The organism is Rhodococcus sp. SGAir0479 (assembly GCF_005484805.1).
Lineage (GTDB): Bacteria > Actinomycetota > Actinomycetes > Mycobacteriales > Mycobacteriaceae > Prescottella.
On record NZ_CP039432.1, the window covers coordinates 2,227,068 to 2,251,171 of the forward strand.

Below are 24,104 nucleotides of genomic sequence, written 5' to 3' on the forward strand. Positions count from 1 at the left end.
GAACTGAACGCATGTGACATTCGGCTGGGAATTCAGGCGCCGATCAGACGCTGGGCGAGGTAGCCCTCCACCTGGTCGAGGGCGACGCGCTCCTGCGCCATGGTGTCGCGCTCGCGGATCGTCACGGCCTGGTCCTCGAGGGTGTCGAAGTCGACCGTGATGCAGAACGGCGTGCCGATCTCGTCCTGGCGACGGTAGCGGCGGCCGATCGCGCCGGCGTCGTCGAACTCGATGTTCCAGTGCTGACGCAGCGCCGACGCGAGATCCTTCGCCTTGGGCGAGAGGTCGGCGTTGCGGCTCAGCGGGAGCACCGCGGCCTTGACCGGCGCGAGGCGACGGTCCAGGCGCAGCACCGTGCGCTTGTCGACGCCGCCCTTGGCGTTGGGCGCCTCGTCCTCGGTGTACGCGTCGACCAGGAACGCCATCAGCGAGCGGGTCAGCCCGGCCGCGGGCTCGATGACGTACGGCGTGTAGCGCTCACCCGACGTCTGGTCGAAGTAGCTCAGGTCGGTGCCCGACGCCTTGGCGTGCGTCGCCAGGTCGTAGTCGGTGCGGTTGGCGACGCCCTCGAGCTCGCCCCACTCGCTGCCCTGGAACTGGAAGCGGTACTCGATGTCGACGGTGCGCTTGGAGTAGTGCGACAGCTTCTCCTGAGCGTGCTCGAACAGGCGCAGGTTGTCCTTGTTGATGCCCAGACCCGTGTACCAGTCCATGCGGTAGTCGATCCAGTACTGGTGCCACTCCTCGTCCTCACCCGGCTTGACGAAGAACTCCATCTCCATCTGCTCGAACTCGCGGGTGCGGAAGATGAAGTTGCCGGGCGTGATCTCGTTGCGGAAGCTCTTGCCGATCTGGCCGATGCCGAACGGCGGCTTCTTGCGCGACGTGGTGAGCACGTTGGCGAAGTTCACGAAGATGCCCTGCGCGGTCTCCGGGCGCAGGTAGTGCAGGCCGGTCTCGCTGTCGACCGGGCCGAGGTAGGTCTTGAGCAGACCGGAGAACGCCTTGGGTTCGGTCCACTGGCCCTTGGTGCCGCAGTCCGGGCACACGATCTCGGTCATCGGCACGGCGTCCGGGTCGTCGAGCTTGTGCTTCTCGGCGTACGCCTCCTGCAGGTGGTCCTGGCGGTGGCGCTTGTGACAGTTGAGGCACTCGACGAGCGGGTCGGTGAACACCTCGACGTGCCCGGAGGCCTCCCACACCTGGCGGGGCAGGATGACCGAGGAGTCGAGGCCGACGACGTCCTCGCGGCTGGTGACCATGTTGCGCCACCACTGCTTCTTGATGTTCTCCTTGAGTTCCACGCCGAGCGGACCGTAGTCCCAGGCCGACTTGGTACCGCCGTAGATCTCACCGCATGGGTAGACGAGGCCCCGGCGCTTGGCGAGATTGGCGACGGTATCGATCTTGGACTTGGGTGCCACTGGGATGCTCTCCATCTGGGTAATAGATGCGTGGTTCACGTGCGGATTTCGCCCGTCCAGCCTATCGGTAGCCGCGGCGGCGTCCCACGCGCCCGGTTGACATGCATATTCGTGCATATCAAAATGGAATTGATTTGCAATAAGGCGGTGTATCGGGCTCCGTCCGACGCCCGTCCATCGCAGGTGAGGAGCCGCACGTGAGCATCGCCGACGCGGGGCACATCGAGACCGGAACGGACGGCCACGCCTGTTCCGAGGGCACCCCGGCCCCTCTGCCGGCCAAGGAGACGCTGGCCGCCGCGGGCGAGATCCTGCGTGCGCTGGCCGCACCCGTGCGCATCGCGATCGTGCTGCAGCTGCGCGAGTCGCAGCGGTGTGTGCACGAACTGGTCGCCACCCTCGGGGTGACCCAGCCGCTGATCAGTCAGCACCTGCGGGTCCTCAAGACCGCCGGCGTGGTGGCGGGCGAACGGAACGGACGCGAAGTGATGTACCGGCTCGTCGACGACCACCTCGCGCACATCGTCGTCGACGCCATCGCCCACGCGGAGGAAGCATGACCGAGAACGTGACGGACCCGACCGGCCGCCGCGCCCCCACCGTCGTCGGCGTGCGCTCCACCAAGCAACGCAGCGCGATCTCCGCGCTGCTCGACGAGATCAGCGAGTTCCGGTCCGCCCAGGAACTGCACGACGAGCTCCGCCGGCGCGGCGAAGGCATCGGGCTGACGACGGTGTACCGCACCCTGCAGGCACTGGCGGACGCCGGTACCGTCGACGTGCTCCGCACCGACACCGGCGAATCGGTCTACCGTCGTTGCTCGTCCGGGCACCACCACCACCTGGTGTGCCGCGGCTGCGGATTCACCGTCGAGGTCGACGGCCCGGCCGTGGAACAGTGGTCGCAGACCATCGCCGACGACAACGGCTTCACCGACGTCAGCCACACCCTCGAGATCTTCGGCACGTGCCGCGACTGCGCGAAGGTGCCGTGACGACCTACGCGAGCAGCCCCTGCCGGGCGTCCTCGATGCCGGAGAGAACCAGCAGCAGCATCGTGGTCAGCGGCGCGTCGTCCAGTCCCGTCGCCGGGAAGGTGTAGCGCAGCACGACGTCGGCGAGCTTGCCGCGGGTGATGACGCTGATCGCCCCGAACTGCGCCTGCGCGTTCCGCTCCGCCACCCGCTTGTGCAGAGTCGGCTTCAGCGTCCGGTCCCACGCCAGCACGCCGGTGAGCGAGAGCACGTCGAGCCCGTCCGCGAGCGTGACCGCGCGCAGTGAGCACAGAGCGCCGCCGTACTCGAAGCGCAGCGACCCGTCGTCGTCCGCGGTGACGGCGACGAAACCCGCGAGCGCCGTCCGCACCCGTTCCTGCAGCGCCTCGGCCGCCGACATCGCCTCGCTCACCGGTACTTCACCCCGCCACCGTGCTCGATCATTTGACTCCGCCGCTGTGCTCAATCATTTGACGCCGCCAAAGCGTCGATCACGGGACGCGTACTCGACGCAGGCCGCCCACAGGTCACGCCGGTCGAAGTCGGGAAACAGCTTCTCCTGGAACACCATCTCCGCGTAGGCGGACTGCCAGATGAGGAAGTTCGACGTGCGCTGCTCGCCGGACGGGCGGAGGAACAGGTCGACGTCGGGCATGTCCGGCTCGTCGAGGTACTTCGCGAAGCTCGCCTCGGTGATCTTCTCCGGGTCGATCTCCCCGGCTGCCACGCGACGCGCGATTTCCTTTGCCGCATCGGCGATCTCGGCGCGACCGCCGTAGTTGACGCACATCGTCAACGTCATGACGGTGTTGTCCTTGGTCAGTTCCTCGGCGATCTCGAGTTCCTTGATGACGCTGCGCCACAGCCGCGGTCGGCGACCCGCCCAGCGGACCCGCACCCCCATCGCGTGCATCTCGTCGCGGCGGCGCCGGATGACGTCGCGGTTGAAGCCCATGAGGAACTTCACCTCGTCGGGGCTGCGCTTCCAGTTCTCGGTGGAGAAGGCGTACGCGGAGAGCCACTTCACGCCGATCTCGATGCACCCGGCGACCGTGTCCATCAGCACGTCCTCGCCGCGCTCGTGGCCCGCGGTCCGGGGCAGTCCGCGGTCCTGCGCCCACCGGCCGTTGCCGTCCATGACGAGCGCCACGTGATTGGGAATCAACTCGGGCTGCAGGATGGGCGGTCGGGCTCCCGACGGGTGCGGGAAGGGCGGGCGGATCTCGCGGTCAGGCCGAGCTCGAGGTTCGCGTCGTCGAATCACGCTCCCCATCCTGCCTGACCGCCTCACCCGCCCCGACCGCCGCATGCGGTCGGTGACGTTCGATCAACGGCAGGGTCCGCAACTGCCGTTCGAGGTGCCACTGCAGGTGTGCCGCGATCAGCCCGCTGGCCTGGCTGCGCGCGGCAGCGGTCGCGGCCTCGGTGTCCTGCCACCGGCCGTGCGCGAGCGCATCCATGAGGTCGAGGACGCCGGGCGACGGCGTCGCGGACCCCGGCGGACGGCAGTGCACGCATACCGCGCCGCCGGCGGCGACGTGGAACGCGCGGTGCGGGCCGGGCGCGGCGCAGCGCGCGCAGTCGGTGAGGGCGGGCGCCCACCCGGCGTAGCCCATCGCCCGCAACAGGTAGGCGTCGAGGATCAGTTCGACGGGACGCGCCTGTTCCGCCACCGCGCGCAGCGCGCCGACGGTGAGCCGGTGCAGGCGCGGCACCGGCGCCTTCTCCTCACCGGCGAGGCGCTCGGCGGTCTCGAGGATCGCGCAGGCGGTGGTGTAGCGGCCGTAGTCGTCGACGATGTCGGCACCGAACGCGTCGACCGTGTGCACCTGGGTCACGACGTCGAGGCTGCGGCCGGGATACAGCTGCACGTCGATGTGCGCGAACGGTTCGAGGCGGGCCCCGAACTTCGACTTGGTGCGGCGCACCCCCTTGGCGACCGCGCGCACCAGGCCGTACTGCCGGGTCAGCAGGGTCACGATGCGGTCGGCCTCGCCCAGCTTGTGCTGGCGCAGCACCACCGCATAGTCCCGGTACAACCTCACGGAGCCAGTCTCCCACGCCGCACCGACGATTCGCGGGGCCCGTCCGGGGCCGGGCCGGGCCGCGCGTGGGCGCCCGCCGCGCCGCGCCGGTACAGCGCCAGGAACACGACGGCGATCAGCGGCTGCAGGAAGTCCGCGGGGATGGCCCACACGTTCATCGGCTCGGTGTTGTCGTGCGCCGTCCACTGCACGATGTGCCCGATCCCGTCACCCCAGAAGTACACCAGCAGGACGAACACCGCCGCACTCGTCCACCCGCCGCGGTTGGCCTTCCACGCGCACGCGATGCCGGCGGCACCGATCGCGATGTCGGCCCAGCCGACCTCCCATTGGAACATCGACTGCGTGTACCCGATGCCGTCGGCGATCTCGTCCGACGTCGGTCCGATATGCCCGATTCCCCCGAAGACCGTCCACGCACCCCCACCGACCACCGCCCACAGCGCGATCAGCTCGTAGACCCGCGTCGCGGTGCGCCGATCCGGGTGCCGATCGACCGCGATGTGGGCGGCGCCGCCGAGGACCAGGACGCCCCACTGGATCAGGAAGAAGCCCATGACATCACCTTCTCGCCGCGAGAGGCCGGTCCGTGCCGGGATTCGATCGTCGCACGCGCCATCGGGCTCCCACCCCGGAAACGACCGTGCCGCTCCCCCGGACGGGAGGAGCGGCACGGACCGGGCGCGGGACGGAGTCCTAGAACCCCAGACGACCGAGCTGCTTGGGGTCGCGCTGCCAGTCCTTGGCCACCTTGACGTGCAGATCCAGGTAGATCTTCACGCCGAGGAGCTTCTCGATCTGCTTGCGCGCCACCGTGCCCACCTCGCGCAGCCGGGCGCCGCCCTTGCCGATCACGATGCCCTTCTGGCTGGGGCGCTCGACGTACAGCAGCGCGTGGACGTCGAGCATCTCACCCTGCTTCTCGGTGCGATCCTCGCGCTCGCGCACCTCCTCGATGACCACCGCCAGGGAGTGCGGAAGCTCGTCGCCCAGCCCCTCGAGCGCGGCCTCGCGGATCAGCTCGGCCATGAGCGTCTCCTCGGGCTCGTCGGTGAGCTCACCGTCGGGGTAGAACGCCGGCCCCGGCTCCATCAGGCCGGCCAGGACCTTCACCAGCAGCTCCACCTGCTCACCGGAGACCGCCGACACCGGGATCACCTCGGCGTCGGGGCCCAGGAGCTTCGAGACCGCCATGAGCTGCCCGACGAGTGCGTCCTTGCTCACCTTGTCGATCTTGGTGACCAGCCCGACGAGCTTGGTCTTGGGCGCCATCTGCCGCACCTGGTCGAGGATCCAGCGGTCGCCCGGCCCGATCTTCTCGTCCGCGGGGATGCACAGGCAGATGACGTCGACCTCGGAGTACGTGTCGCGCACGAGGTCGTTGAGCCGCTGACCGAGGAGCGTCCGCGGGCGGTGCAGGCCCGGGGTGTCGACGAGGATCAGCTGCGCGAAGTCGCGGTGGACGATGCCACGGATCGTGTGCCGGGTGGTCTGCGGACGCGACGACGTGATCGCGATCTTCTCCCCCACCAGCGCGTTCGTCAGCGTCGACTTGCCCGTGTTGGGCCGTCCGACGAAACAGACGAAGCCGGAACGGAATTCGTTGTCGGTCACTGTCATCTCTCGCTCACGCTCGTTGTCACTCCTGGTTCACACTTCGGTCTTCGGTCTCTTCGTCGGCATCCGCGTCCACGCGGGGGACCCGCTCGACGTACACGGTGCTGATCCGCACCCGGCCCCGCACGTCGGCGCCGCCCTCACCGCGCAGCCGCAGCCCGGCGGTCTCGACCTCCGAGCCCGGCAACGGCACCCGGCCGAGCTCGTACCCGAGCAGCCCGCCCACGGTTTCCACCTCGTCGTTGTCGATCTCGATGTCGAACAGCTCGCCGAGGTCCTCGACCGGCAGCCGCGCCGAGACCCGGAACGAGCCGTCGCCGAGATCCTCGACGGGCGGGGTCTCGTCGGTGTCGTACTCGTCGGCGATCTCGCCGACGATCTCCTCGATCACGTCCTCGATCGTGACGAGCCCGGCGATGCCGCCGTACTCGTCGACCAGCACGGCCATGTGGTTGCGGTCGCGCTGCATCTCGGCGAGCAGACTGTCGAGCGGCTTCGAGTCGGGCACGAACACCGCCGGGCGCATCACCTGCGACACCGTGACGCTCCGGCCGCCGTCGGACGAGTAGTAGGTCTGCTGCACGAGGTCCTTGAGGTAGACCACGCCCAACACGTCGTCGACGTTCTCGCCGATGACGGGGATCCGGGAGTGGCCGCTGCGCACCGCGAGCGACGTCGCCTGGCCGGCGGACTTGTCGGCTTCGATCCACACCATCTCGGGGCGCGGCACCATGACCTCGCGGGCCGTGGTGTCGCCCAGCTCGAACACCGACTGGATCATCCGGCGTTCCTCGTCGGCGACCACGCCGCGCTCCTGCGCCAGATCGACCAGCTCCCGCAGCTCGATCTCGGACGCGAACGGGCCGGCCCGGAAACCGCGGCCCGGCGTGAGCGCGTTGCCGACCAGGATCAGCAGCCGGCTCACGGGGCTGAGCAGGGCGCCCAGCGCGACCAGGGGCATCGCGCTCGCCAAAGCGAGCGGATACGCGTGCTGCCGGCCCAGCGTGCGCGGACCGACCCCGATCGCGACGTAGTCGACGAGCACCATCACGGCGATCGTGACGACCGCGCCCCACACCGGTCCGACGAGGTCGATGAGCGCGCCGGCGAGCAGGACCGCCGCGGCGATCTCGCACAGGATGCGCAGCAGCACCATGAGATTGACGTACCGGGGGCGATCCTCGACGATCCGCAGCAGCCGCGGGGCGCCGGGACGCTCGTCCTTCGCCATCTCCTCGAGCCGGGCCGGCGAGAGCGTGTTGAGGGCCGAGTCGAGTGCCGCGAACAGGCCGCCGAGCGGGACGAGGACGACGGCGAGAACGATCAGGACGACGGCGTCGCTCACCGGACGCTCACCGCCGGCCGGATGTCACTGCTGGGAACCATCGACAAATCCGGCCTTACCGAGAAGGCGCGCGTCGCGCGCCGCCAGTTCGGCCTCGCGCTCGGCGCGTCGCAGATCCTCGTACCAGTCGGCGAGCAACTGGTTCTGCAGGCCGAACATCTCCTTCTCCTCCTCCGGCTCGGCATGGTCGTAGCCGAGGAGGTGCAGAACGCCGTGGACGGTGAGCAGGGCCAGCTCGTGGTCGAGGGAATGTCCCGCCTTCTGGGCCTGATCGGCGGCGAAGGACGGGCACAGCACGATGTCACCGAGCATCGAGGGACCGGGTTCGGGGGCGTCCGGCCGACCGCCGGGCTCGAGCTCGTCCATCGGGAACGACATGACGTCGGTGGGCCCGGGCAGATCCATCCAACGCATGTGCAGGTCGGCCATGGTCGACGAGTCCACCAACACCATCGACAGCTCGGCCGCGGGGTGAACGTCCATGCGGGCGATCACGAAGCGAGCGACGCTGATCAGGTCCTCGTCGGAGACTTCCATCCCCGACTCGTTAGAGATCTCGATGCTCATGTACGTCGCTCTTTCGTCGGTCGCCGCCGGCGCGCGGCCAGGGTCGTGCAGTAACTGTGGGCGGGCACAACCCTACCGCCGGTGCGAACGCGACTGGACCGCTCGTCGCTGCGCACGGTTGCCCAGCTGGACCTCGCCGGACCGCGACGCCTCGAACCGGTCGTACGCGTCGACGATGTCGGAGACCAGCCGGTGCCGCACGACGTCACTGCTGTCGAGGACCGCGAAATGGATGCCGTCGATGTCGTCGAGGATCTCGGTGGCGGCCCGCAGACCCGAGCGGGCGCCGCCGGGCAGGTCCACCTGCGTGATGTCACCGGTGACGACGATCTTGGATCCGAAACCGAGGCGGGTGAGGAACATCTTCATCTGCTCGGCCGTGGTGTTCTGCGCCTCGTCGAGGATGATGAACGCGTCGTTGAGCGTGCGGCCGCGCATGTAGGCCAGCGGTGCGACCTCGATCACGCCCGCCTGCATCAGCTTCGGGATGGCCTCGGGGTCCATCATGTCGTGCAGCGCGTCGTGCAGCGGGCGCAGGTACGGGTCGATCTTCTCGTGCAGCGTGCCCGGCAGGAAGCCCAGCCGCTCCCCCGCCTCCACCGCCGGACGGGTCAGGATGATCCGCGTCACCTGCTTGGTCTGCAGCGCCTGCACGGCCTTCGCCATCGCCAGGTACGTCTTGCCCGTACCGGCCGGGCCCACCCCGAACACGATGGTGTTGTCGTCGATCGCGTCGACGTACCGCTTCTGGTTGAGCGTCTTGGGACGGATCGTCTTGCCGCGGCGCGAGAGGATGTCGAGGCTCAGCACGTCGGCCGGCGACTCCGACAGCCCCTGCGTGAGCATGCCGACCGTGCGGCGCACCGCGTCGGGGGTGATCGGCTGGTTCCGCCGGACCAGCGCGGTGAGCTGTTCGAGCACTCGCTCGGCGAGGGCCACGTCGGCCGGGGTGCCCGTCAGCGTGACGGCGTTTCCGCGGACGTGGATGTCGGCGTCGAGCGCCTTCTCCAGCGCCGTCAGGTTCTCGTCGGACGACCCGAGCAGTGGCGGCGCCACCTCGGGCGGGAGCTCCATGCTCGAGCGCACGGTGCGCTGGGCGGGCTGTGCAGGATTCTGCGGGGCGCCGCCGTAGCGCGGCGAGCCGTTCTCGACTTGTTCACTCACGTGTTGGCTATGGCCTACTTCCAGGTCCGAGGGGTTCACGGGGGGCGGCGCGAGACGTTGCCGCCGTGTCCAAAGTCTAGCGCCCGACGCCCGGACCGCCCAGCGAGTTACCGGACGTACCCACCGTCCGGTTCACTGCGGCTCGCGCATCCACCGCGCCGCCTCCGCCACCACCTCGGCGGCGCGGTCGGGGTGGATGCCGAGCAGGACGAGGGCGGCAGTGGCGAACGTCTCCCCGCGGTCGACGATCACGCCGCGGTTCGCATGCTCGAGGAGCGTCAGCGTCATGCCCTCGTACATTGCGACCAGGAGTTCGGCGGGCAGATAGTTCGAGAACACGCCCGTGCGCTGCCCGCGCTCGACGTTGTCGATGCTGGTGGCGCGGAGCGGTTCGAGCAGGTCGTGGATCCGCTCCTCGCCCAGCTCGCGTCGAGCGAACGACAGCAGGATCCGGAACCGGTCGCCGACGGGCCACGTCCGCAGGCCCAGGACGGCGACCGCGAGTTCGGGCGCGTCCGGCGCCGGCGGGCCGGACGCCAGCGTCTCGGTGATGGCGGTGGACGCCTCGCTCACCAGCCCCTCGATGAGCACCTCCCGGTTGGGGAAGTGCGAATAGACCGTGCGCCGCACCACCCCGGCGGCCCGGGCGACGTCGTCCATGCTCGCGTCCGGGTCGGCCGCGAACGCCGCGATGGCCGCCTCGAGGATGCGGGCGCGGTTGGCGCGCGCCTGGGACCGGAGCGGCGGGGAGGTCTCGGGGGTCACCGGCACATCCTCCCCCGAAGCGTCGGTGTGATGTGCACCACGACCGTATTGCACACCGGTGTGCAGGAAACTAGCTTGCACATCAGTGTGCAAGTTCTCCGGTGGAGCGCCGCCGGGACGCGGGAGGGGATGTCGATGACGATCACGCTGTCGCAGTTGCCGGGGGTGGCACGCACCCCCGTCGACCGCATGGACCGGCCGTACCCGCGCCGCTGGGCGGCACTGGCCGTACTGTGCCTGAGCCTGCTGATCGTCGTCATGGCGAACACGGCGCTCATCGTCGCGGCGCCGGACATGACCCGGGACCTGCAGCTGTCGAGTGCGGACCTGCAATGGGTCATCGACGGCTACACCGTCCCGTACGCCGCGTTGATGTTGCTGTTCGGCGTCCTGGGCGACAAGTACAGCCGGCGCGGGGCACTGTTCGCGGGTCTTGTCGTCTTCGGCGGCGGCGCGGTGTTCGGCAGTCTGGCCGACGGCACGACGGCGGTGATCGGGGCACGGATGGTCATGGGCGTCGGCGCCGCGATCATCATGCCCGCGACGTTGTCCCTCCTGGTCGCGACCTTCCCGGCCGCCGAGCGGGCTCGCGCGATCGCGGCGTGGGCGGCCACCTCCGGTCTCGCGATCGCTCTGGGCCCGCTGCTGGCCGGCTGGCTGCTCGAGAACCACTCGTGGCACTCCACCTTCCTCATCAACGTCCCGATCGCGGCGTGCGCGATCGTGGCGGCCCTCGTGCTGGTGCCCCCGTCGAGGGCCCACGGGCTGGGCCGCGTCGACTGGTTCGGCGGGCTGCTGTCGGTGGTGACGATCGGCGGCCTCGTCTTCGCGATCATCGACGGATTCCACTTCGGCTGGGGTGCAACGGCTCTCACCACAGCGGCCGCCTCCGCGGTCGGGCTGGCGGCATTCCTCGCCTGGGAACTGCGTCATCCGCAGCCGCTGCTGAACGTGCGCAAACTCGGTGAGCGCGCCGTCGGCGGCGCGGCGCTCGCGGTGCTGCTCGTGTTCCTGGCGGCGTTCGGTGCGATGTTCTTCATCGCCCAGCAGTTCCAGTTCGTGCTCGGTTTCGGCCCGCTCGACACCGGCGTCCGCCTGCTGCCGCTCGCGGCCGCGGTGTCGGTGGGCGCCGCGGCCAGTGCCCGGTTGGCCCCGCGCGTGGGCACCCGGTCGATCGTCGCGGGCGGCATGCTGGTCGCAGCGGCGGGTGTCCTGGTGCTCGTCCGGATCGACGCGGCCTCCGGCTATCTCGACTTCGTGCCCACCCTCGTCCTGCTCGGTGTCGGTGTGGGGCTGGCGGTCTCCCCCGCGACCGACGCCATCATGGGCAGCTTCCCGGACAAGGACCTGGGCGCGGCGGGTGGCCTCAACGACACCGCGATCGAACTCGGCGGCTCGCTCGGTATCGCGATCCTCGGCTCCGTCCTCGCCGCGGCGTACAAGGACGGCATCGCGGGCTTCCTGGCCGCACTGCCGGTCCCGAAACTCACCGGCCCACAGGCGGATCTGGTGGCGCAGGGCCTGCAGGCGTCGGGCGAGTCGGTCGGTGGCGCCGTGATCGTCGCCGGCGAGCTGGCGAAGAACCCGCTCGGCGCCGCGCAGGCACAGCCGCTGATGGATGCCGCGACGGTCGCGTTCACGGACGCGATCTCCCGTGCCAGCCTCGTGGGCGGGCTCGCGCTCGCGGTCGGCGCGGTGGTGGTGGCGGCGATCCTGCCGAGCCGCACCACCGTGGGTCAGGACTGAGCGCCCAGCAACAGCTCGCGGGAGATCTTCCAGCTCCGGGTGTTCGGGTCGAGGAACGCGAAATGGTCCTCACCCTCGACCAGATGCAGCTCCACCGAATCCCCCGCCGCGTGTGCCGCGTCGCGGTACCGGGACGCGATCTTCGCCGGGACCTGCACGTCCTCGGTGCCGTGGAGCACGGCGACGGGCACACCGATCGGCACCCGGTGCTGGGGCGACGCCGACCGGTAGAGATCCGGATCGTGGTCGAACGGGACGCCGAAGAGGTCCTCGATGTAGCTCACGCGCCGGCCACGCTCACCCGGCGACGCCAGGTCCAGCGCGCCCGCCTGGGACACGACCAGCTCGGGGCGGATCACGGTATCGCGTTGTCCGGCAAGCCACACCGCGAGCTGGCCGCCCGCCGAGTGGCCGACGATGCGGACCCGACCGAGGTCCAGCGGCACCGGTGAGGCGGCTGCGACGGGCCCGGCGACCGCGTCGAGCGCCGAGACGACGTCGGCCGACATCTCGGGCCACCGTCCGCCCGCGCCGATCCGGCGGTACTCGACGTTCCAGACCGCGGCCCCGCTGCGGGCCAGCTCGACCGAGAACGCGGTCCCGAGATTGAGGTGGTACTGCCCGCTCCAGAAGCCGCCGTGGATCACCATGACGACCGGTACCGGGCCCTCGACGCTTCCGTCCGGTGCGTAGAAGTGACCGAACTGCTGCGGTTCGGGGCCGTACTCGATGCGGGTCCTGGGCAAGCTCGTCACTCCTCTGTCGGTCGGGTGGGCGGCTGCGCCGCCGTGCCTCAGTCCAGCGGCGCCGAGGACCACCGGTCGGTGAGCACCCCGATCGCGCCCAGCGCCACCGCCCCCGCGGTGGAGGTGCGCAACACGGTGGGGCCCAACAGCACCGCGGTGGCGCCGGCGCCGGTCAGGCCCGACACCTCGTCGTCGGACAGCCCGCCCTCGGGGCCGACGACCAGCACCACCTCGGGCGCGTCCCGCAGCGGCAGCGAGGCCAACGGCGACGTCGCCGACTCGTGCAGCACCGCCACGACGCCGCCGCGGGCGACGACGTCGCGAACGAGCTCGAGAACCTGGGCCGTGTGGTGCAGTTCGGCGACCTCCGGGACGAACGCACGCCGCGACTGCTTGGCGGCCGCGAGCGCCGCGTTGCGCCAGCGGGTCACGCCCTTACCGATCTTGGCGCCCTCCCACCGGGCGACGCACCGCGCCGACTGCCACGGCACCACAGCGTCGACACCCGCCTCCGTCGCGAGTTCGACGGCGAGTTCGGAACGTTCCGCCTTGGGCAGCGCCTGCACCAGCGTCACCGTCGGCGCCGAGGGCCGCTGGTCGCGGCGCGCGGTGACCTCGAGGTCGAGCCGGTCCTTCGCGGCGGCGGTCACCGTCGCGTCGGCGACGCCACCACGGCCGTCGGCGAGCAGCAGGCGCTCACCGGCCTTGATGCGACGCACCGTCGCGGCGTGCCGGCCCTCGGGGCCGTCGAGCACCGCAACCTGCCCGACGTCGGGCAGCGGATCGAGGTAGAAGACGGTCGCGGCCATCTGTGTGCCCGGCGCCGGTCAGCGGCCGCTGAAGGCGTCGCGCAGCCGCGAGAACAGTCCGCCGGAGTTCTGCGAGCCGGACGACACGACCTCCGCGTGGTCGCGGTCGCGGTGGTTCTTGAAGTCCTGCAGCAGCTTGCTCTGCTTGCCGTCGAGGCGGGTCGGGACGACCACCTCGAGGTGGGCGTGCAGGTCGCCGCGGACGGTCGAGCGCAGCTTCGGCATGCCGTGGCCACGCAGGACCGACACCGATCCGGGCTGCGTGCCCGGGTCGACGGTGATTTCGGTGGGGCCGTCGATGATGGTCTCGAGCGTGACGGTCGTGCCGAGGGCGGCGTCGACCATCGGGACCCGGATGGTGCAGTGCAGGTCGTCGCCGTCGCGCACGAACGTGTCGTGCGGCTGCTCGATGATCTCGACGTACAGGTCGCCGGCGGGGCCGCCACCGGGACCGACCTCACCCTGGGAGGCGAGCCGGATCCGCATGCCGCTCGACACGCCCGCCGGCACCTTGACGTTGATGTCGCGGCGCGCGCGGACGCGGCCGTCGCCCCCGCACTTGTGGCACGGGTCGGGGATGGTCTCGCCGGCTCCGCGGCACGTCGGACACGGACGCGAGGTCATCACCTGACCGAGGAACGAGCGCTGGACCGACTGCACCTCACCGGCGCCGCCGCACGTCTCGCAGCGGATCGGCTGCGAGTCGCCGTGGGTGCCGGCGCCGGCGCAGCCGTCGCACAGGATCGCGGTGTCCACGGTGATCGTCTTGGTGACGCCGGTGGCGCACTCGGCGAGCGTCAGTTTGGTGCGCAGCAGCGAATCGGCGCCCGGCTGCACGCGGCCCTTGGGGCCGCGGGACCCGCCGGCCCCGCCACCGAAGAACGCCTCGAACACGTCGCCGAGACCGCCGAAACCGGCGCCGGAGAAGCCGCCGCCGGCACCGCCGCCGCCGGATTCCAGCGGGTCGCCGCCGAGGTCGACGATGCGCCGCTTCTCGGGGTCCGACAGCACCTCGTACGCCGTGGAGACCTCACGGAACCGGGCCTGCGCCGCCTCGTCGGGGTTTACGTCGGGATGCAGCTCCCGCGCCAGCTTGCGGTATGCGCGCTTGATCTCCTGGTCGGTCGCCTTCTGTCCGACGCCGAGCGTGCCGTAGTAATCCCGTGCCACTTTGGGTATCTCGTCCTTCTCTACTTCGTTCGCACCATGCGGTGGACAGTTGCGTCAGCGGACCGAACCGGTCCGCCGTCCGATGCCTGCCGGCCGCGCGTCATCTCTCGCCGAGAACCTCGCCGATGTACCTGGCAACGGCGGCCACCGAGGCAATTGTTCCCGGATAGTCCATTCGGGTGGGCCCGAGGACACCCACACCACCGAAGATGGTGCCGGCGGCGCCGTAGCCGGTGGAGATCACCGACGTACCCCGCATCTCCTCGACCTGAGTCTCCTCGCCGATCCGGACGGTGACCCGGCCGGCATCCTGCGTCGCGGCGAGCAGCTTGAGGACCACCACCTGCTCCTCGAGCGCCTCGAGGACCGACCGCAGCGAACCGGGGACCCCGGCCTGCGTCGAGAAGTCCGCGGCGTTGCGGGTGAGGTTGGCGGTGCCGCCGAGGACCAGCCGGTCCTCGGGATGTTCGACCAGCGTCTCCACCAGCACGGTCGCCGACCGCACCACCGCGTCGCGGATCGACTCCGGCGCGTCCTCCGCGAGCTCGGAGACCGCGATCGACGCCGCGGCGAGCCGCTTGCCCTCGAGCGCGCCGCCGAGCAGCGACCGCAACCGCGAGAGCCCCTCGTCGTCGACGACGTCACCGAGTTCGACGATCCGCTGATCGACCCGCCCGGAGTCGGTGATCAGCACCAGCAGAAGCCGAGCCGGGGTGAGTGCCACCACCTCGAGGTGCCGCACCGACGACGCCGACAGGGTCGGGTACTGCACGATCGCGACCTGCCGGGTGAGCTGCGCCAACAGCCGGACCCCGCGCCGCAGCACGTCGTCGAGGTCGACACCGGACTCGAGGAACTGGAGGATCGCCCGACGCTCGGCCGCCGACAGCGGCTTGACGTCCGCGATCCGGTCGACGAACTGCCGGTAGCCCTTGTCGGTCGGCACCCGGCCCGAGCTGGTGTGCGGCTGCGTGATGTAGCCCTCGGCCTCGAGGACGGCCATGTCGTTGCGGATGGTCGCGCTCGACACGCCCAGGTTGTGCCGTTCCACCAGGGCCTTCGAACCGATCGGCTCCTGCGTGGCCACGTAGTCGGCGACGATCGCGCGGAGTACCTCGAACCGCCGTTCCTCCGTACTCGACACCGCTACACACCTCCACTTCGCCCACTTCGCCACGGAGACCGGAAGTTGTCGTGGACACCCCCGGACGCGGGACGCCGCTCGCGCGGCGTCCACCTCGCCGCCAAGTCTAATGGCCGAGCCGTTTTTCCTCGGCGCAGCCCGCACCGCGCCTTCGTTACCGGCCCCACGAGCGGAGCGACCGTAGGGTTGTCGCCGGGCCGGCACGCGGGCCGACCGCTCACGAGACACGACGAGGAACACGGCGGGAACGACAGATGATCTTCAAGGGCGTCCGGGACGGCAAGCCGTACCCCGACCACGGATTGACACTGCGGGACTGGTCCCAGATCCCTCCGCGCCAGGTCCGCCTGGACGAGATCGTGACCACCACGAAAGTGCTCGAACTCGACCGGCTGTTGTCGGAGGACTCGACCTTCTACGGCGACCTCTTCCCGCACGCGGTGCTGTGGCAGGGCATGATCTACCTCGAGGACGGCGTCCACCACGCCGTCCGGTCCGCGTTGCGCAACCGGGTGGTGCTGCACGCCCGGGTCTACGACTTCGACGGCGGCGAGACCGTGTAGCTCCCGCTCGACGGCCGGGTCGGAATCAGTCCAGGATGTCGCGGACGACACCGTCGGCGAGCAGCCGGCCACGGTCGGTGAGCACCAGGTGGTCGGCGTCGACGACCGCCAGCCCGTCCGCCACCACCCGCTCGGCCGCGACGCGTTCGCTCTCGTGCAGTTCCGCCAGCGGCAGCCCGGTCCGCAGTCGCACGGTGAGCAGGACGCGCTCGACGTGGACGTCCTCGGCGGTGAGCCTCTCGCTGCCGCCCACCGGCAGCTCGCCGGCCGCCAGCCGGTCCGCGTAGCGGGCCGGGTGCTTGACGTTCCACCACCGGACCCCGCCGACGTGGCTGTGTGCGCCCGGGCCGGCGCCCCACCAGTCGCCGCCGTCCCAGTATCCGAGGTTGTGGCGGCAGCGGGCGCCCGGATCGGCGGCCGCCCAGTTCGACACCTCGTACCAGCGCAGGCCGGCGTCGGCGAGTCGCGCGTCGATCCGCTCGTAACGCGACGCCAGCACGTCGTCGTCGGGCGCCGGGAGTTCACCGCGGCGCACCTTCCGGGCGAGCGCCGTCCCGTCCTCGACGATCAACGCGTACGCCGAGACGTGGTCGACGCCGGCGGTCAGCACCGCGTCCAGCGAGGCGTCGAGATCCCGGTCGGTCTCGCCCGGGGTGCCGTAGATGAGGTCCAGGTTGACGTGGTCGAACCCGGCGGCGCGCGCTTCCCGCGCCGCCGCGACCGCGCGGCCGGGAGTGTGCGTGCGGTCGAGAATCCGCAGGACGTGCTCGGCGGCGGACTGCATGCCGAGCGAGATCCGGGTGAACCCGGCGTCCCGCAGCGTCGTGAAGAACTCCGGGGACGTGGACTCGGGGTTGGACTCGGTGGTCACCTCCGCGCCGTCGGCGAGCCCGAAGCTGTCCCGCACCGCGCCCAGCACCGCACCGAGGCCGTCGCCGCCCAGGAGCGACGGCGTACCGCCGCCGACGAACACCGTGTCCGCTCTCGGCGCACCGGTGATCCGGGCTGCCGTCGCGAGCTCGCGCTTCAGCGCCTCGAGCCAGGACTGTGGTGACGCGGACGTGCCCAGTTCCCCGGCGGTGTAGGTGTTGAAGTCGCAGTACCCGCACCGCGTCGCGCAGAACGGGACGTGCACGTAGATGCCGAAGGGGCGTGCCCCCACCCCGGCCAGCGCCGAGTCGGGCAGCTCGAAGGGTGCCGCTTCGGCGGCCGGGGTCGAGACGGTGGATCCACTCACGTCTCCAGTGTTCCAGCCGCCCGATTCCGCGCCACGATCCGGCGTCGATCAGGAGATTTCCCGCGATTTTCGGGGAAATATCTCCCCGGTGGTCCACGCAGGCGAAATCCCATGGCAGAATGGCCCGCATGACAGACACCGGGGTGCGATTGGTGGCCAGGCGCCACGTCGACCTCAAGCGTGTCTGCAGCTGTTGTTGTCTGCCTTGCGGCGTGTAACGCGGCACGGCGTTCTCCGGCCCTGAGTGGGCCTTTGGCGCTCGCCTGCGTTCGTCTCCCCCGTTTCAGCCCGCTTGTCCCGGCCGGCCGAAGACGATCCCGCGAGGAACAGCCCTCCTCTTCCTTGTCTTCGCCCGGTGCACCGTGAGAGTCACGAAGTTCAGGAGCACCAATGACGTCGACCACCGACGCCGATTCCGTGGCCAGCCCGCCTGCGGCTGCGCGCACGGCACGTCCCAAGAAGCGCGTCTCCGAGGGGCAGTGGGCCCTCGGTTACCGCGAGCCGCTCAACGCGAACGAGCAGATCAAGAAGGACGACAACCCCCTCAACGTCCGCGCCCGCATCGAGGACATCTACTCCAAGCAGGGTTTCGCCAGCATCGACAAGGCCGACCTGCGGGGACGGATGCGCTGGTGGGGGCTGTACACGCAGCGTGAAGAGGGTTACGACGGCACCTTCACCGGCGACGAGAACCTCGACCTACTCGAGGCGGAGTACTTCATGATGCGCGTCCGCTGCGACGCCGGTGCGCTGAGCGCCCGGCAGTTGCGGACCATCGGCGAACTGTCGACCGAGTTCGCCCGCGACACCGCCGATCTCTCGGACCGCCAGAACGTCCAGTACCACTGGATCGAGATCGAGAACGTGCCCGCCATCTGGCAGCGACTCGAAGCCGTCGGACTGAAGACCACCGAGGCGTGCGGCGACTGCCCCCGCGTCGTGCTCGGCTCACCGCTGGCCGGCGAGTCGCTGGACGAGGTGCTCGACCCCACCCCGGCGATCGACGAGATCGTGCGTCGCTACATCGGCGATCCGCAGTACTCGAACCTGCCGCGCAAGTTCAAGACGGCCATCTCCGGGCAGCAAGACGTCGTCCACGAGATCAACGACGTCGCGTTCGTCGGCGTGGAGCATCCCGAGCACGGTCCCGGCCTGGATCTGTGGGTCGGCGGCGGTCTGTCCACCAATCCGATGCTCGCGCAACGCGTCGGCGTGTGGGTGCCGCTGGACGAGGTTCCGGACGTGTGGGAGGCCGTGGTCTCGATCTTCCGTGACTACGGCTACCGCCGGCTGCGCGCGAAGGCGCGGCTGAAGTTCCTGATCAAGGACTGGGGTATCGAGAAGTTCCGGGAAGTTCTCGAAACCGAATACCTGAAGCGCAAACTGATCGACGGCCCCGCGCCGGCGAAGCCGGAGCGCCCCATCGACCACATCGGCGTGCAGAAGCTGCGCAACGGCCTCAACGCGATCGGGTTCTCCCCCATCGCCGGCCGGGTGTCGGGCACCATCCTGACCAAGGTCGCCGCCGCGGCGGAGGCGGTCGGCTCCGACCGTATCCGCTTCACGCCGTACCAGAAGCTGATCGTGCTCGACGTGCCCGACGACAAGGTCGAGGACCTGATCGCCGAACTACAGCCGCTCGGCCTGCACGCCCGGCCGTCGCACTGGCGGCGGAACCTGCTGGCGTGCAGCGGTATCGAGTTCTGCAAGCTGTCGTTCGTGGAGACCCGCAAGCGCTCGCAGGTCCTCGCTCCCGAACTCGAGGAGCGGCTCGCGGACATCAACGCGCAGCTGGACGTCCCGATCACGATCAACATCAACGGCTGCCCCAATTCGTGCGGCCGCTCCCAGATCGCCGACATCGGGTTCAAGGGCCAGCTGGTCGACGACGGCGAGGGCAACCAGATCGAGGGATTCCAGGTCCACCTGGGCGGCAGCCTGGGCCTCGACAGCGCGTTCGGCCGGAAGCTGCGCCAGCACAAGGTGACCAGCGCCGAACTCGGCGACTACATCGACCGGGTGGTGCGCAACTTCGTGAAGCACCGCAACGAGGGTGAACGCTTCGCACAGTGGGCAGTTCGAGCAGACGAGGGGGATTTGCGATGACGGTCGATCTGGCGACGGCGACCCAGGACGAGCTCCGGGCACTGGCCGCGCGGGGCGCAGCGGAGCTGGACGGCGCGTCCGCGCGGGAACTGCTGCAGTGGACGGAGGACACGTTCGGGGCCGGGGCGAGCGAAGCGACGGGGTATCGCGACAGCTACATCGTGGCGTCGAACATGCAGGACGGCGTCCTGGTTCACCTTGCCGCGCAGGTCCGCAAATCGAGTGCTGTGCCAGTGCTTTTTCTCGACACCGGCTACCACTTCCCCGAGACCATCGGCACGCGCGACGCGGTGGAGCAGGTGTACGGCGTCAACGTCATCAACGCGCAGGCCGCGGCCTCGGTGGCCGAGCAGGACTCCATCGAGGGCAAGGACCTCTTCGCCCGCGAGCCCAACCGCTGCTGCGCGCTGCGCAAGGTGGCGCCGCTCAAGGCGACGCTGAAGAACTACCGGGCGTGGGTCACCGGCATCCGCCGGGTCGAGGCCCCCACCCGGGCGAACGCTCCCCTCGTCTCGTTCGACGAGGCGTTCGGACTGGTGAAGATCAATCCCATCGCGGCCTGGTCGGACGACGACATGCAGGCGTACATCGACGAGCATTCGATCCTGGTGAACCCGCTCGTCGACGAGGGATATCCGTCCATCGGGTGCGCTCCATGCACCGTCAAACCACTCCCCGGCGCCGATCCGCGCAGCGGTCGGTGGGCCGGTTCGGCCAAGACAGAATGCGGGTTGCACCAGTCATGACAATCGACATCGTTTCCGAGCCGCGACTTCAGCTCGACGGCAACAAGTTCGACACGCTCGACGCCCTCGAGTCCGAGGCCGTCCACGTCTTCCGGGAGGTGGCCGGCGAGTTCGAGCGGCCCGTCATCCTGTTCTCGGGCGGCAAGGACTCGACGGTGCTGCTGCACCTGGCGATCAAGGCGTTCTGGCCCGCCCCGCTGCCGTTCGCGCTGCTGCACGTCGACACCGGCCACAACCTGCAGGAGGTGCTCGACTTCCGCGACCACGTCGTCGCGAAGTACAACCTGCGCCTGCACGTCGCCAAGGTCGAGGACTACCTCGCCGACGGCCGGCTCACCGAGCGCCCCGACGGCATCCGGAACCCGCTGCAGACGGTCCCGCTGCTGGACGCGATCTCCGAGAACCGCTTCGACGCGGTCTTCGGCGGCGGCCGCCGCGACGAGGAGCGCTCCCGCGCCAAGGAGCGGATCTTCTCGCTGCGCAACGCCTTCGGTCAGTGGGATCCCAAGCGTCAGCGTCCCGAGCTGTGGAACCTGTACAACGGCCGGCACGCACCGGGTGAGCACGTGCGAGTGTTCCCGCTCAGCAACTTCACCGAGCTCGACATCTGGCGCTACATCGCCCGCGACAACGTCGAACTGGCCAGCATCTACTACGCGCACCAGCGTCCGGTCTACCGCCGGGACGGCATGTGGATGACTCCGGGCGTGTGGGGCGGCCCGGCCGAGGGCGAGGAGCTCGAGGTGCGGTCGGTGCGCTACCGCACCGTCGGCGACGGCTCCACCACCGGCGCCATCCTGTCCGACGCCGCCGACAACGAGGCCATCCTGGCCGAGGTCGCGGCGTCCCGACTGACCGAGCGCGGCGCGACCCGCGGTGACGATCGAGTTTCCGAAGCGGCCATGGAAGACCGCAAGCGAGAGGGCTACTTCTGATCATGAGCGACCTGCTACGACTCGCCACCGCGGGCAGTGTCGACGACGGCAAGTCCACCCTGGTGGGCCGGCTGCTGTACGACACCAAATCCGTTCTGGCCGACCAGATCGACGCCGTCACGCGCGCGTCGGTCGACAAGGGTCTGTCCACCCCCGACCTGTCACTGCTCGTCGACGGCCTCCGTGCCGAACGCGAGCAGGGCATCACGATCGACGTCGCGTACCGCTACTTCGCGACCCCGCGCCGTTCGTTCGTGCTCGCCGACACCCCGGGCCACGTGCAGTACACCCGCAACACCGTCTCGGGCGCCTCCACCGCCCAGCTGGTGATCCTGCTGGTCGACGCGCGCAAGGGTGTCATCTCGCAGACCCGCAAGCATGCCGCGGTGCTGGCACTGCTCGGAGTGCCGCGACTGGTGTTGGCAGTCAACAAGATCGACCTGGTCGAGGACCCGGCCGCCGTGTTCGCCGACATCTCCGCGGAGTTCCGGTCGTTGACCGGTTCACTCGGCTGGGACGACGCCGACGTCCACGCGATCCCGGTGTCGGCGCTGCACGGCGACAACGTCGCGGTCGCGTCGGACAAGACCCCGTACTACGACGGGCCGACGCTGATCGAGCACCTCGAGTCGGTGCCGGTGGACAGCGACAGTGAGGGCCGGCACGCAGTGGGGCTGCGGTTCCCGGTGCAGTACGTGATCCGTCCGCGTACCGCCGAGTTCCCCGATTACCGCGGCTATGCCGGTCAGGTCGCGGCCGGCTCGGTCGTCCCGGGCGACGAAGTGGTGATCCTGCCGTCCGGCACCCGGACGACGGTGGCCCGCATCGACACCTACGACGGCGAACTCGACGTCGCACACGCCGGCCGCAGTGTCACGCTGGTGCTCGCCGACGACGTCGACGTCTCCCGCGGTGACACCATCGCGGCGCCGTCGCACGCGCCGGAGCCGATCGACCAGTTCGACGCCACCGTGTGCTGGCTCGCCGAGAAACCGCTGCGTCCCGGCGCCCGCCTGCTGCTCAAGCACGGCACCCGCACCACGCAGGCCATCGTGGGCGCGCTCGTCGAACGCCTCGACGAGCAGGAGCTGGTGTCCGAGGCGTCGCCGGAGACGCTCGAGCTCAACGAGATCGGCAAGATCTCGGTGCGCGTCGCGGAGCCGATCGTGGCCGACGACTACACCGTCAACCGCCACACGGGCAGCTTCCTGCTGATCGACCCGGCCGGCGGCAACACGCTCGCGGCCGGTCTCGTCGGCGACGCCATCGCGGCGGTCGAACTCGGTGAGCGGGTCTGACAGTGACTCCGCCGCTGATCGCCGTCGCCCACGGCAGCCGTGATCCCCGATCCGCTCGGGTGGTCACGGCGGCCGTGGCGGCGATCCGCGCGCATCGGCCGGGGCTCGATGTCCGGCTGTGTTTTCTCGATCTGACTGCGCCGTCGGTGGATCAGGTGGTGGACGCGGTGGCCGCCGAGGGGCATTCCGCCGCGGTGGTGGTGCCGCTGCTGCTCGGCAGCGCGTTCCACGCCCGCGTGGACCTGCCCGGGATCCTGGCGGCCGCGCGCAGGCGACATCCGCAGTTGACGCTCACCCAATCGGACGTCCTGGGACACGACCACCGCCTGGTCGGCGCCGTCCGGGACCGCGTCGTCGCGACCGGTGTCGGTGTCGACGACGGTGCGGCCGGTGTCGTGCTTGCCGCCGTGGGGTCGTCCGACGCCCGCGCGAACGAGCGCACCCGGGATCTCGCGTCGGTCCTCGCCGCGGGCACCCACTGGGCCGGCGCGACGGCCTGCTTCGCGACCGCGGCCGAGCCGTCGGTGGCGGGAGCCGTCTCACACCTGCGCTCGCGAGGGGTCGAGCGCATCGTGATCGCCCCGTGGTTCCTCGCTCCCGGACGCCTGACCGACCGGCTCGGCAGGGCGGCGCTCGACGCGGCTCCCGACGCTATCCTCGCCGACACCATCGGGGCGCACCGACACGTCGCCCACGTCGCAATCGATCGGTACGACGCCGCGTCGACGGCAGCGCGCCGAGCGCGACTGTCGGCCTGAGAGTGCCGCGGGCTCACACCCGCAGCGCCCCCAGTGAAGCTTCGACGAGATCGAATCCGAGTTCTGGGTGAATGGCACCGGTTCTGTCCATGCGGCCGAACCACGTACCGTCCGCCTCCGGGTGGGGGCCGACGACCCCCACCCGCCCGGCGCCGTACGGGGCAACGAGGGCTGCGGGCTGACCACCCGCATAGGTGGCCAGAATTTCCGCCTGCCCGCCCGCTATCCGGAATGCCGGCCCGTCCTGAAAGAAGAGGGTCTGCGCCGCCCCACGCCAGTTCACAGTGATCCGGGACGCGCCGGCGGTTTTCACCGTTGCGTCCGGAGCCGAGATATATCGCCAGGTGTCGCCCGGCAGGAGGCCGAACCCGGGAGTGGCGCCGGCCAGATATCCGCCGAGACAAAATCCTAGGTAGACGCCGCCGTCCCCGACATACCGTCGAACGATGTCGGCATACTCGCTCATCGCCGCCCACCCCGTCGCCAAGGTCGGGCCACCCGGCTGCGCATAGACCGCTGCATTCGCGAGGGCGGAAGCGGTCAGCGGTGTCTGCTCGCCCGGCCCGACGTAGACGGTTCGGAAGTTGCGGGGGCAGTTCTGTAGCAGTGTCGCGACCGCCTCCGGGCAGCCCGGGGATGACGCGGGGCCGCGGTAGACCGCCGCCAACGGCCGCGATTCGGCACCTGCCCGCAGGGCCGGCACCGGGGCGGCCGAGGCGAACTTCGGTGTCAATGCCAGCGCGCACGCCGCGCCGACGCCGGTCAGAAACCCTCGCCGATCCACCATCGTCATCGTCCCCTCACCGCTCGTCGCACCGTCCCCGCCTGTGACCGCGGTCTCAATTTTGCCCGATAAAGGGTGAAAAATGGGGTGAAGTCCCGATGCGTCGTTATTTGCCGTAGCACTGACAGCGGGAATTCGGAG

At 70.0% G+C, this 24,104-nt stretch carries 26 protein-coding genes; 10 read left to right on the forward strand and 16 right to left on the reverse strand.

Features of this window, described 5'->3' with window-relative positions:
• Positions 1-32: 32 nt before the first annotated feature.
• Positions 33-1,424, reverse strand: coding sequence for a glycine--tRNA ligase (locus tag E7742_RS10425; protein WP_137801144.1), 1,392 nt, complete (start codon positions 1,422-1,424; stop codon positions 33-35).
• A gap of 203 nt (positions 1,425-1,627) precedes the next feature.
• Here E7742_RS10425 and E7742_RS10430 point away from each other — a divergent pair, with 203 nt between their 5' ends.
• Both E7742_RS10430 and E7742_RS10435 read left to right on the forward strand, forming a co-directional pair.
• The gene (locus E7742_RS10430; protein ID WP_254699303.1) at positions 1,628-1,984 is read left to right on the forward strand and encodes an ArsR/SmtB family transcription factor; all 357 of its coding nucleotides are present in this window, start codon (positions 1,628-1,630) and stop codon (positions 1,982-1,984) included.
• Positions 1,981-2,418, forward strand: a complete 438-nt coding sequence (locus E7742_RS10435; protein WP_137798889.1) for a Fur family transcriptional regulator — start codon at positions 1,981-1,983, stop codon at positions 2,416-2,418. Before E7742_RS10430 ends, E7742_RS10435 begins: the two co-directional genes overlap by 4 nt.
• A 4-nt stretch (positions 2,419-2,422) precedes the next feature.
• Here E7742_RS10435 and E7742_RS10440 read toward each other — a convergent pair whose 3' ends face one another.
• The 9 genes from E7742_RS10440 to E7742_RS10480 all read right to left on the reverse strand — a co-directional run bounded on the left by E7742_RS10440 (position 2,423) and on the right by E7742_RS10480 (position 9,921).
• Positions 2,423-2,818, reverse strand: coding sequence for a hypothetical protein (locus E7742_RS10440; protein ID WP_137801145.1), 396 nt, complete (start codon positions 2,816-2,818; stop codon positions 2,423-2,425).
• Between the two features lie 66 nt (positions 2,819-2,884).
• Entirely contained in the window at positions 2,885-3,691 is an 807-nt protein-coding gene (locus tag E7742_RS10445) for an isoprenyl transferase (protein ID WP_137798890.1), read from the reverse strand.
• Positions 3,648-4,463 carry a DNA repair protein RecO gene (gene recO, locus E7742_RS10450; RefSeq protein ID WP_137798891.1) on the reverse strand — a complete coding sequence of 272 codons (816 nt, stop codon included), beginning with the start codon at positions 4,461-4,463 and terminating at the stop codon, positions 3,648-3,650. Before recO ends, E7742_RS10445 begins: the two co-directional genes overlap by 44 nt.
• Positions 4,460-5,020, reverse strand: a complete 561-nt coding sequence (locus tag E7742_RS10455; protein WP_254699233.1) for a DUF6790 family protein — start codon at positions 5,018-5,020, stop codon at positions 4,460-4,462. Before E7742_RS10455 ends, recO begins: the two co-directional genes overlap by 4 nt.
• A 139-nt stretch (positions 5,021-5,159) precedes the next feature.
• Positions 5,160-6,077, reverse strand: a complete 918-nt coding sequence (gene era / locus E7742_RS10460; protein ID WP_137798892.1) for a GTPase Era — start codon at positions 6,075-6,077, stop codon at positions 5,160-5,162.
• 25 nt (positions 6,078-6,102) lie between these two features.
• Positions 6,103-7,425, reverse strand: a complete 1,323-nt coding sequence (locus E7742_RS10465; RefSeq protein ID WP_137798893.1) for a hemolysin family protein — start codon at positions 7,423-7,425, stop codon at positions 6,103-6,105.
• Positions 7,426-7,449: 24 nt separating this feature from the next.
• A complete protein-coding gene (ybeY, locus tag E7742_RS10470) occupies positions 7,450-7,992 on the reverse strand; it encodes an rRNA maturation RNase YbeY (RefSeq protein ID WP_137798894.1) in 543 nt (180 codons plus the stop codon).
• Positions 7,993-8,064: 72 nt separating this feature from the next.
• Complete coding sequence (locus E7742_RS10475; protein WP_137798895.1) at positions 8,065-9,156, reverse strand: PhoH family protein; 1,092 nt, start codon at positions 9,154-9,156, stop codon at positions 8,065-8,067.
• Positions 9,157-9,288: 132 nt separating this feature from the next.
• On the reverse strand, positions 9,289-9,921 hold the full coding sequence (locus tag E7742_RS10480; protein WP_137798896.1) for a TetR/AcrR family transcriptional regulator: 633 nt from the start codon (positions 9,919-9,921) through the stop codon (positions 9,289-9,291).
• A 135-nt stretch (positions 9,922-10,056) separates the two neighbouring features.
• Between E7742_RS10480 and E7742_RS10485 the strand changes: the two genes are divergently transcribed.
• Positions 10,057-11,667, forward strand: coding sequence for an MFS transporter (locus E7742_RS10485; protein WP_137798897.1), 1,611 nt, complete (start codon positions 10,057-10,059; stop codon positions 11,665-11,667).
• On the opposite strand, the gene E7742_RS10490 is transcribed toward E7742_RS10485, so the two are convergent.
• The 4 genes from E7742_RS10490 to hrcA form a co-directional block, all read right to left on the reverse strand.
• On the reverse strand, positions 11,658-12,413 hold the full coding sequence (locus E7742_RS10490) for an alpha/beta hydrolase family protein (protein ID WP_137798898.1): 756 nt from the start codon (positions 12,411-12,413) through the stop codon (positions 11,658-11,660). The two genes, E7742_RS10485 and E7742_RS10490, sit on opposite strands and share 10 nt — an antisense overlap.
• Positions 12,414-12,460: 47 nt before the next feature.
• The gene (locus E7742_RS10495) at positions 12,461-13,222 is read right to left on the reverse strand and encodes a 16S rRNA (uracil(1498)-N(3))-methyltransferase (RefSeq protein WP_137798899.1); all 762 of its coding nucleotides are present in this window, start codon (positions 13,220-13,222) and stop codon (positions 12,461-12,463) included.
• Between the two features lie 18 nt (positions 13,223-13,240).
• Positions 13,241-14,392, reverse strand: coding sequence for a molecular chaperone DnaJ (gene dnaJ / locus E7742_RS10500; RefSeq protein WP_137798900.1), 1,152 nt, complete (start codon positions 14,390-14,392; stop codon positions 13,241-13,243).
• Between the two features lie 100 nt (positions 14,393-14,492).
• Complete coding sequence (hrcA, locus tag E7742_RS10505; protein WP_137798901.1) at positions 14,493-15,536, reverse strand: heat-inducible transcriptional repressor HrcA; 1,044 nt, start codon at positions 15,534-15,536, stop codon at positions 14,493-14,495.
• Positions 15,537-15,790: 254 nt separating this feature from the next.
• Here hrcA and E7742_RS10510 point away from each other — a divergent pair, with 254 nt between their 5' ends.
• Positions 15,791-16,099 (forward strand): type II toxin-antitoxin system VapB family antitoxin, encoded by a 309-nt coding sequence (locus E7742_RS10510; protein WP_137798902.1) that lies wholly within the window; start codon positions 15,791-15,793, stop codon positions 16,097-16,099.
• A 25-nt stretch (positions 16,100-16,124) separates the two neighbouring features.
• On the opposite strand, the gene hemW is transcribed toward E7742_RS10510, so the two are convergent.
• The gene (gene hemW, locus E7742_RS10515; RefSeq protein ID WP_137798903.1) at positions 16,125-17,336 is read right to left on the reverse strand and encodes a radical SAM family heme chaperone HemW; all 1,212 of its coding nucleotides are present in this window, start codon (positions 17,334-17,336) and stop codon (positions 16,125-16,127) included.
• A 128-nt stretch (positions 17,337-17,464) separates the two neighbouring features.
• Here hemW and E7742_RS23745 point away from each other — a divergent pair, with 128 nt between their 5' ends.
• The 6 genes from E7742_RS23745 (at position 17,465) to E7742_RS10540 (ending at position 23,179) form a co-directional block, all read left to right on the forward strand.
• Complete coding sequence (locus E7742_RS23745) at positions 17,465-17,554, forward strand: Ms4527A family Cys-rich leader peptide (RefSeq protein ID WP_368076962.1); 90 nt, start codon at positions 17,465-17,467, stop codon at positions 17,552-17,554.
• A gap of 172 nt (positions 17,555-17,726) precedes the next feature.
• Complete coding sequence (locus E7742_RS10520; protein WP_137798904.1) at positions 17,727-19,442, forward strand: nitrite/sulfite reductase; 1,716 nt, start codon at positions 17,727-17,729, stop codon at positions 19,440-19,442.
• On the forward strand, positions 19,439-20,188 hold the full coding sequence (locus E7742_RS10525) for a phosphoadenylyl-sulfate reductase (RefSeq protein ID WP_137798905.1): 750 nt from the start codon (positions 19,439-19,441) through the stop codon (positions 20,186-20,188). Before E7742_RS10520 ends, E7742_RS10525 begins: the two co-directional genes overlap by 4 nt.
• Positions 20,185-21,123 carry a sulfate adenylyltransferase subunit CysD gene (cysD, locus tag E7742_RS10530; RefSeq protein WP_137798906.1) on the forward strand — a complete coding sequence of 313 codons (939 nt, stop codon included), beginning with the start codon at positions 20,185-20,187 and terminating at the stop codon, positions 21,121-21,123. Before E7742_RS10525 ends, cysD begins: the two co-directional genes overlap by 4 nt.
• A 2-nt stretch (positions 21,124-21,125) precedes the next feature.
• Complete coding sequence (locus E7742_RS10535; protein WP_137798907.1) at positions 21,126-22,421, forward strand: sulfate adenylyltransferase subunit 1; 1,296 nt, start codon at positions 21,126-21,128, stop codon at positions 22,419-22,421.
• A gap of 2 nt (positions 22,422-22,423) precedes the next feature.
• Positions 22,424-23,179: a sirohydrochlorin chelatase gene (locus E7742_RS10540; protein ID WP_137798908.1), complete on the forward strand. Its 756-nt coding sequence runs from the start codon at positions 22,424-22,426 to the stop codon at positions 23,177-23,179.
• Between the two features lie 13 nt (positions 23,180-23,192).
• Here E7742_RS10540 and E7742_RS10545 read toward each other — a convergent pair whose 3' ends face one another.
• Positions 23,193-23,972, reverse strand: coding sequence for a BPL-N domain-containing protein (locus tag E7742_RS10545; protein ID WP_254699234.1), 780 nt, complete (start codon positions 23,970-23,972; stop codon positions 23,193-23,195).
• Positions 23,973-24,104 lie beyond the last annotated feature (132 nt).

Bases quoted from the DNA above. Each gene is read 5' to 3' on its own strand.
- E7742_RS10525 (WP_137798905.1), top strand. From the start codon at position 19,439: ATGACGGTCGATCTGGCGACGGCGACCCAGGACGAGCTCCGGGCACTG.
- E7742_RS10435 (WP_137798889.1), top strand. From the start codon at position 1,981: ATGACCGAGAACGTGACGGACCCGACCGGCCGCCGCGCCCCCACCGTC.
- ybeY (WP_137798894.1), bottom strand. From the start codon at position 7,992: ATGAGCATCGAGATCTCTAACGAGTCGGGGATGGAAGTCTCCGACGAG.
- E7742_RS10520 (WP_137798904.1), top strand. From the start codon at position 17,727: ATGACGTCGACCACCGACGCCGATTCCGTGGCCAGCCCGCCTGCGGCT.
- E7742_RS10445 (WP_137798890.1), bottom strand. From the start codon at position 3,691: ATGGGGAGCGTGATTCGACGACGCGAACCTCGAGCTCGGCCTGACCGC.
- E7742_RS10535 (WP_137798907.1), top strand. From the start codon at position 21,126: ATGAGCGACCTGCTACGACTCGCCACCGCGGGCAGTGTCGACGACGGC.
- E7742_RS10495 (WP_137798899.1), bottom strand. From the start codon at position 13,222: ATGGCCGCGACCGTCTTCTACCTCGATCCGCTGCCCGACGTCGGGCAG.
- E7742_RS10440 (WP_137801145.1), bottom strand. From the start codon at position 2,818: ATGTCGGCGGCCGAGGCGCTGCAGGAACGGGTGCGGACGGCGCTCGCG.
- cysD (WP_137798906.1), top strand. From the start codon at position 20,185: ATGACAATCGACATCGTTTCCGAGCCGCGACTTCAGCTCGACGGCAAC.
- E7742_RS10510 (WP_137798902.1), top strand. From the start codon at position 15,791: ATGATCTTCAAGGGCGTCCGGGACGGCAAGCCGTACCCCGACCACGGA.
- E7742_RS10455 (WP_254699233.1), bottom strand. From the start codon at position 5,020: ATGGGCTTCTTCCTGATCCAGTGGGGCGTCCTGGTCCTCGGCGGCGCC.
- E7742_RS10545 (WP_254699234.1), bottom strand. From the start codon at position 23,972: ATGACGATGGTGGATCGGCGAGGGTTTCTGACCGGCGTCGGCGCGGCG.
- E7742_RS10485 (WP_137798897.1), top strand. From the start codon at position 10,057: ATGACGATCACGCTGTCGCAGTTGCCGGGGGTGGCACGCACCCCCGTC.
- E7742_RS23745 (WP_368076962.1), top strand. From the start codon at position 17,465: ATGACAGACACCGGGGTGCGATTGGTGGCCAGGCGCCACGTCGACCTC.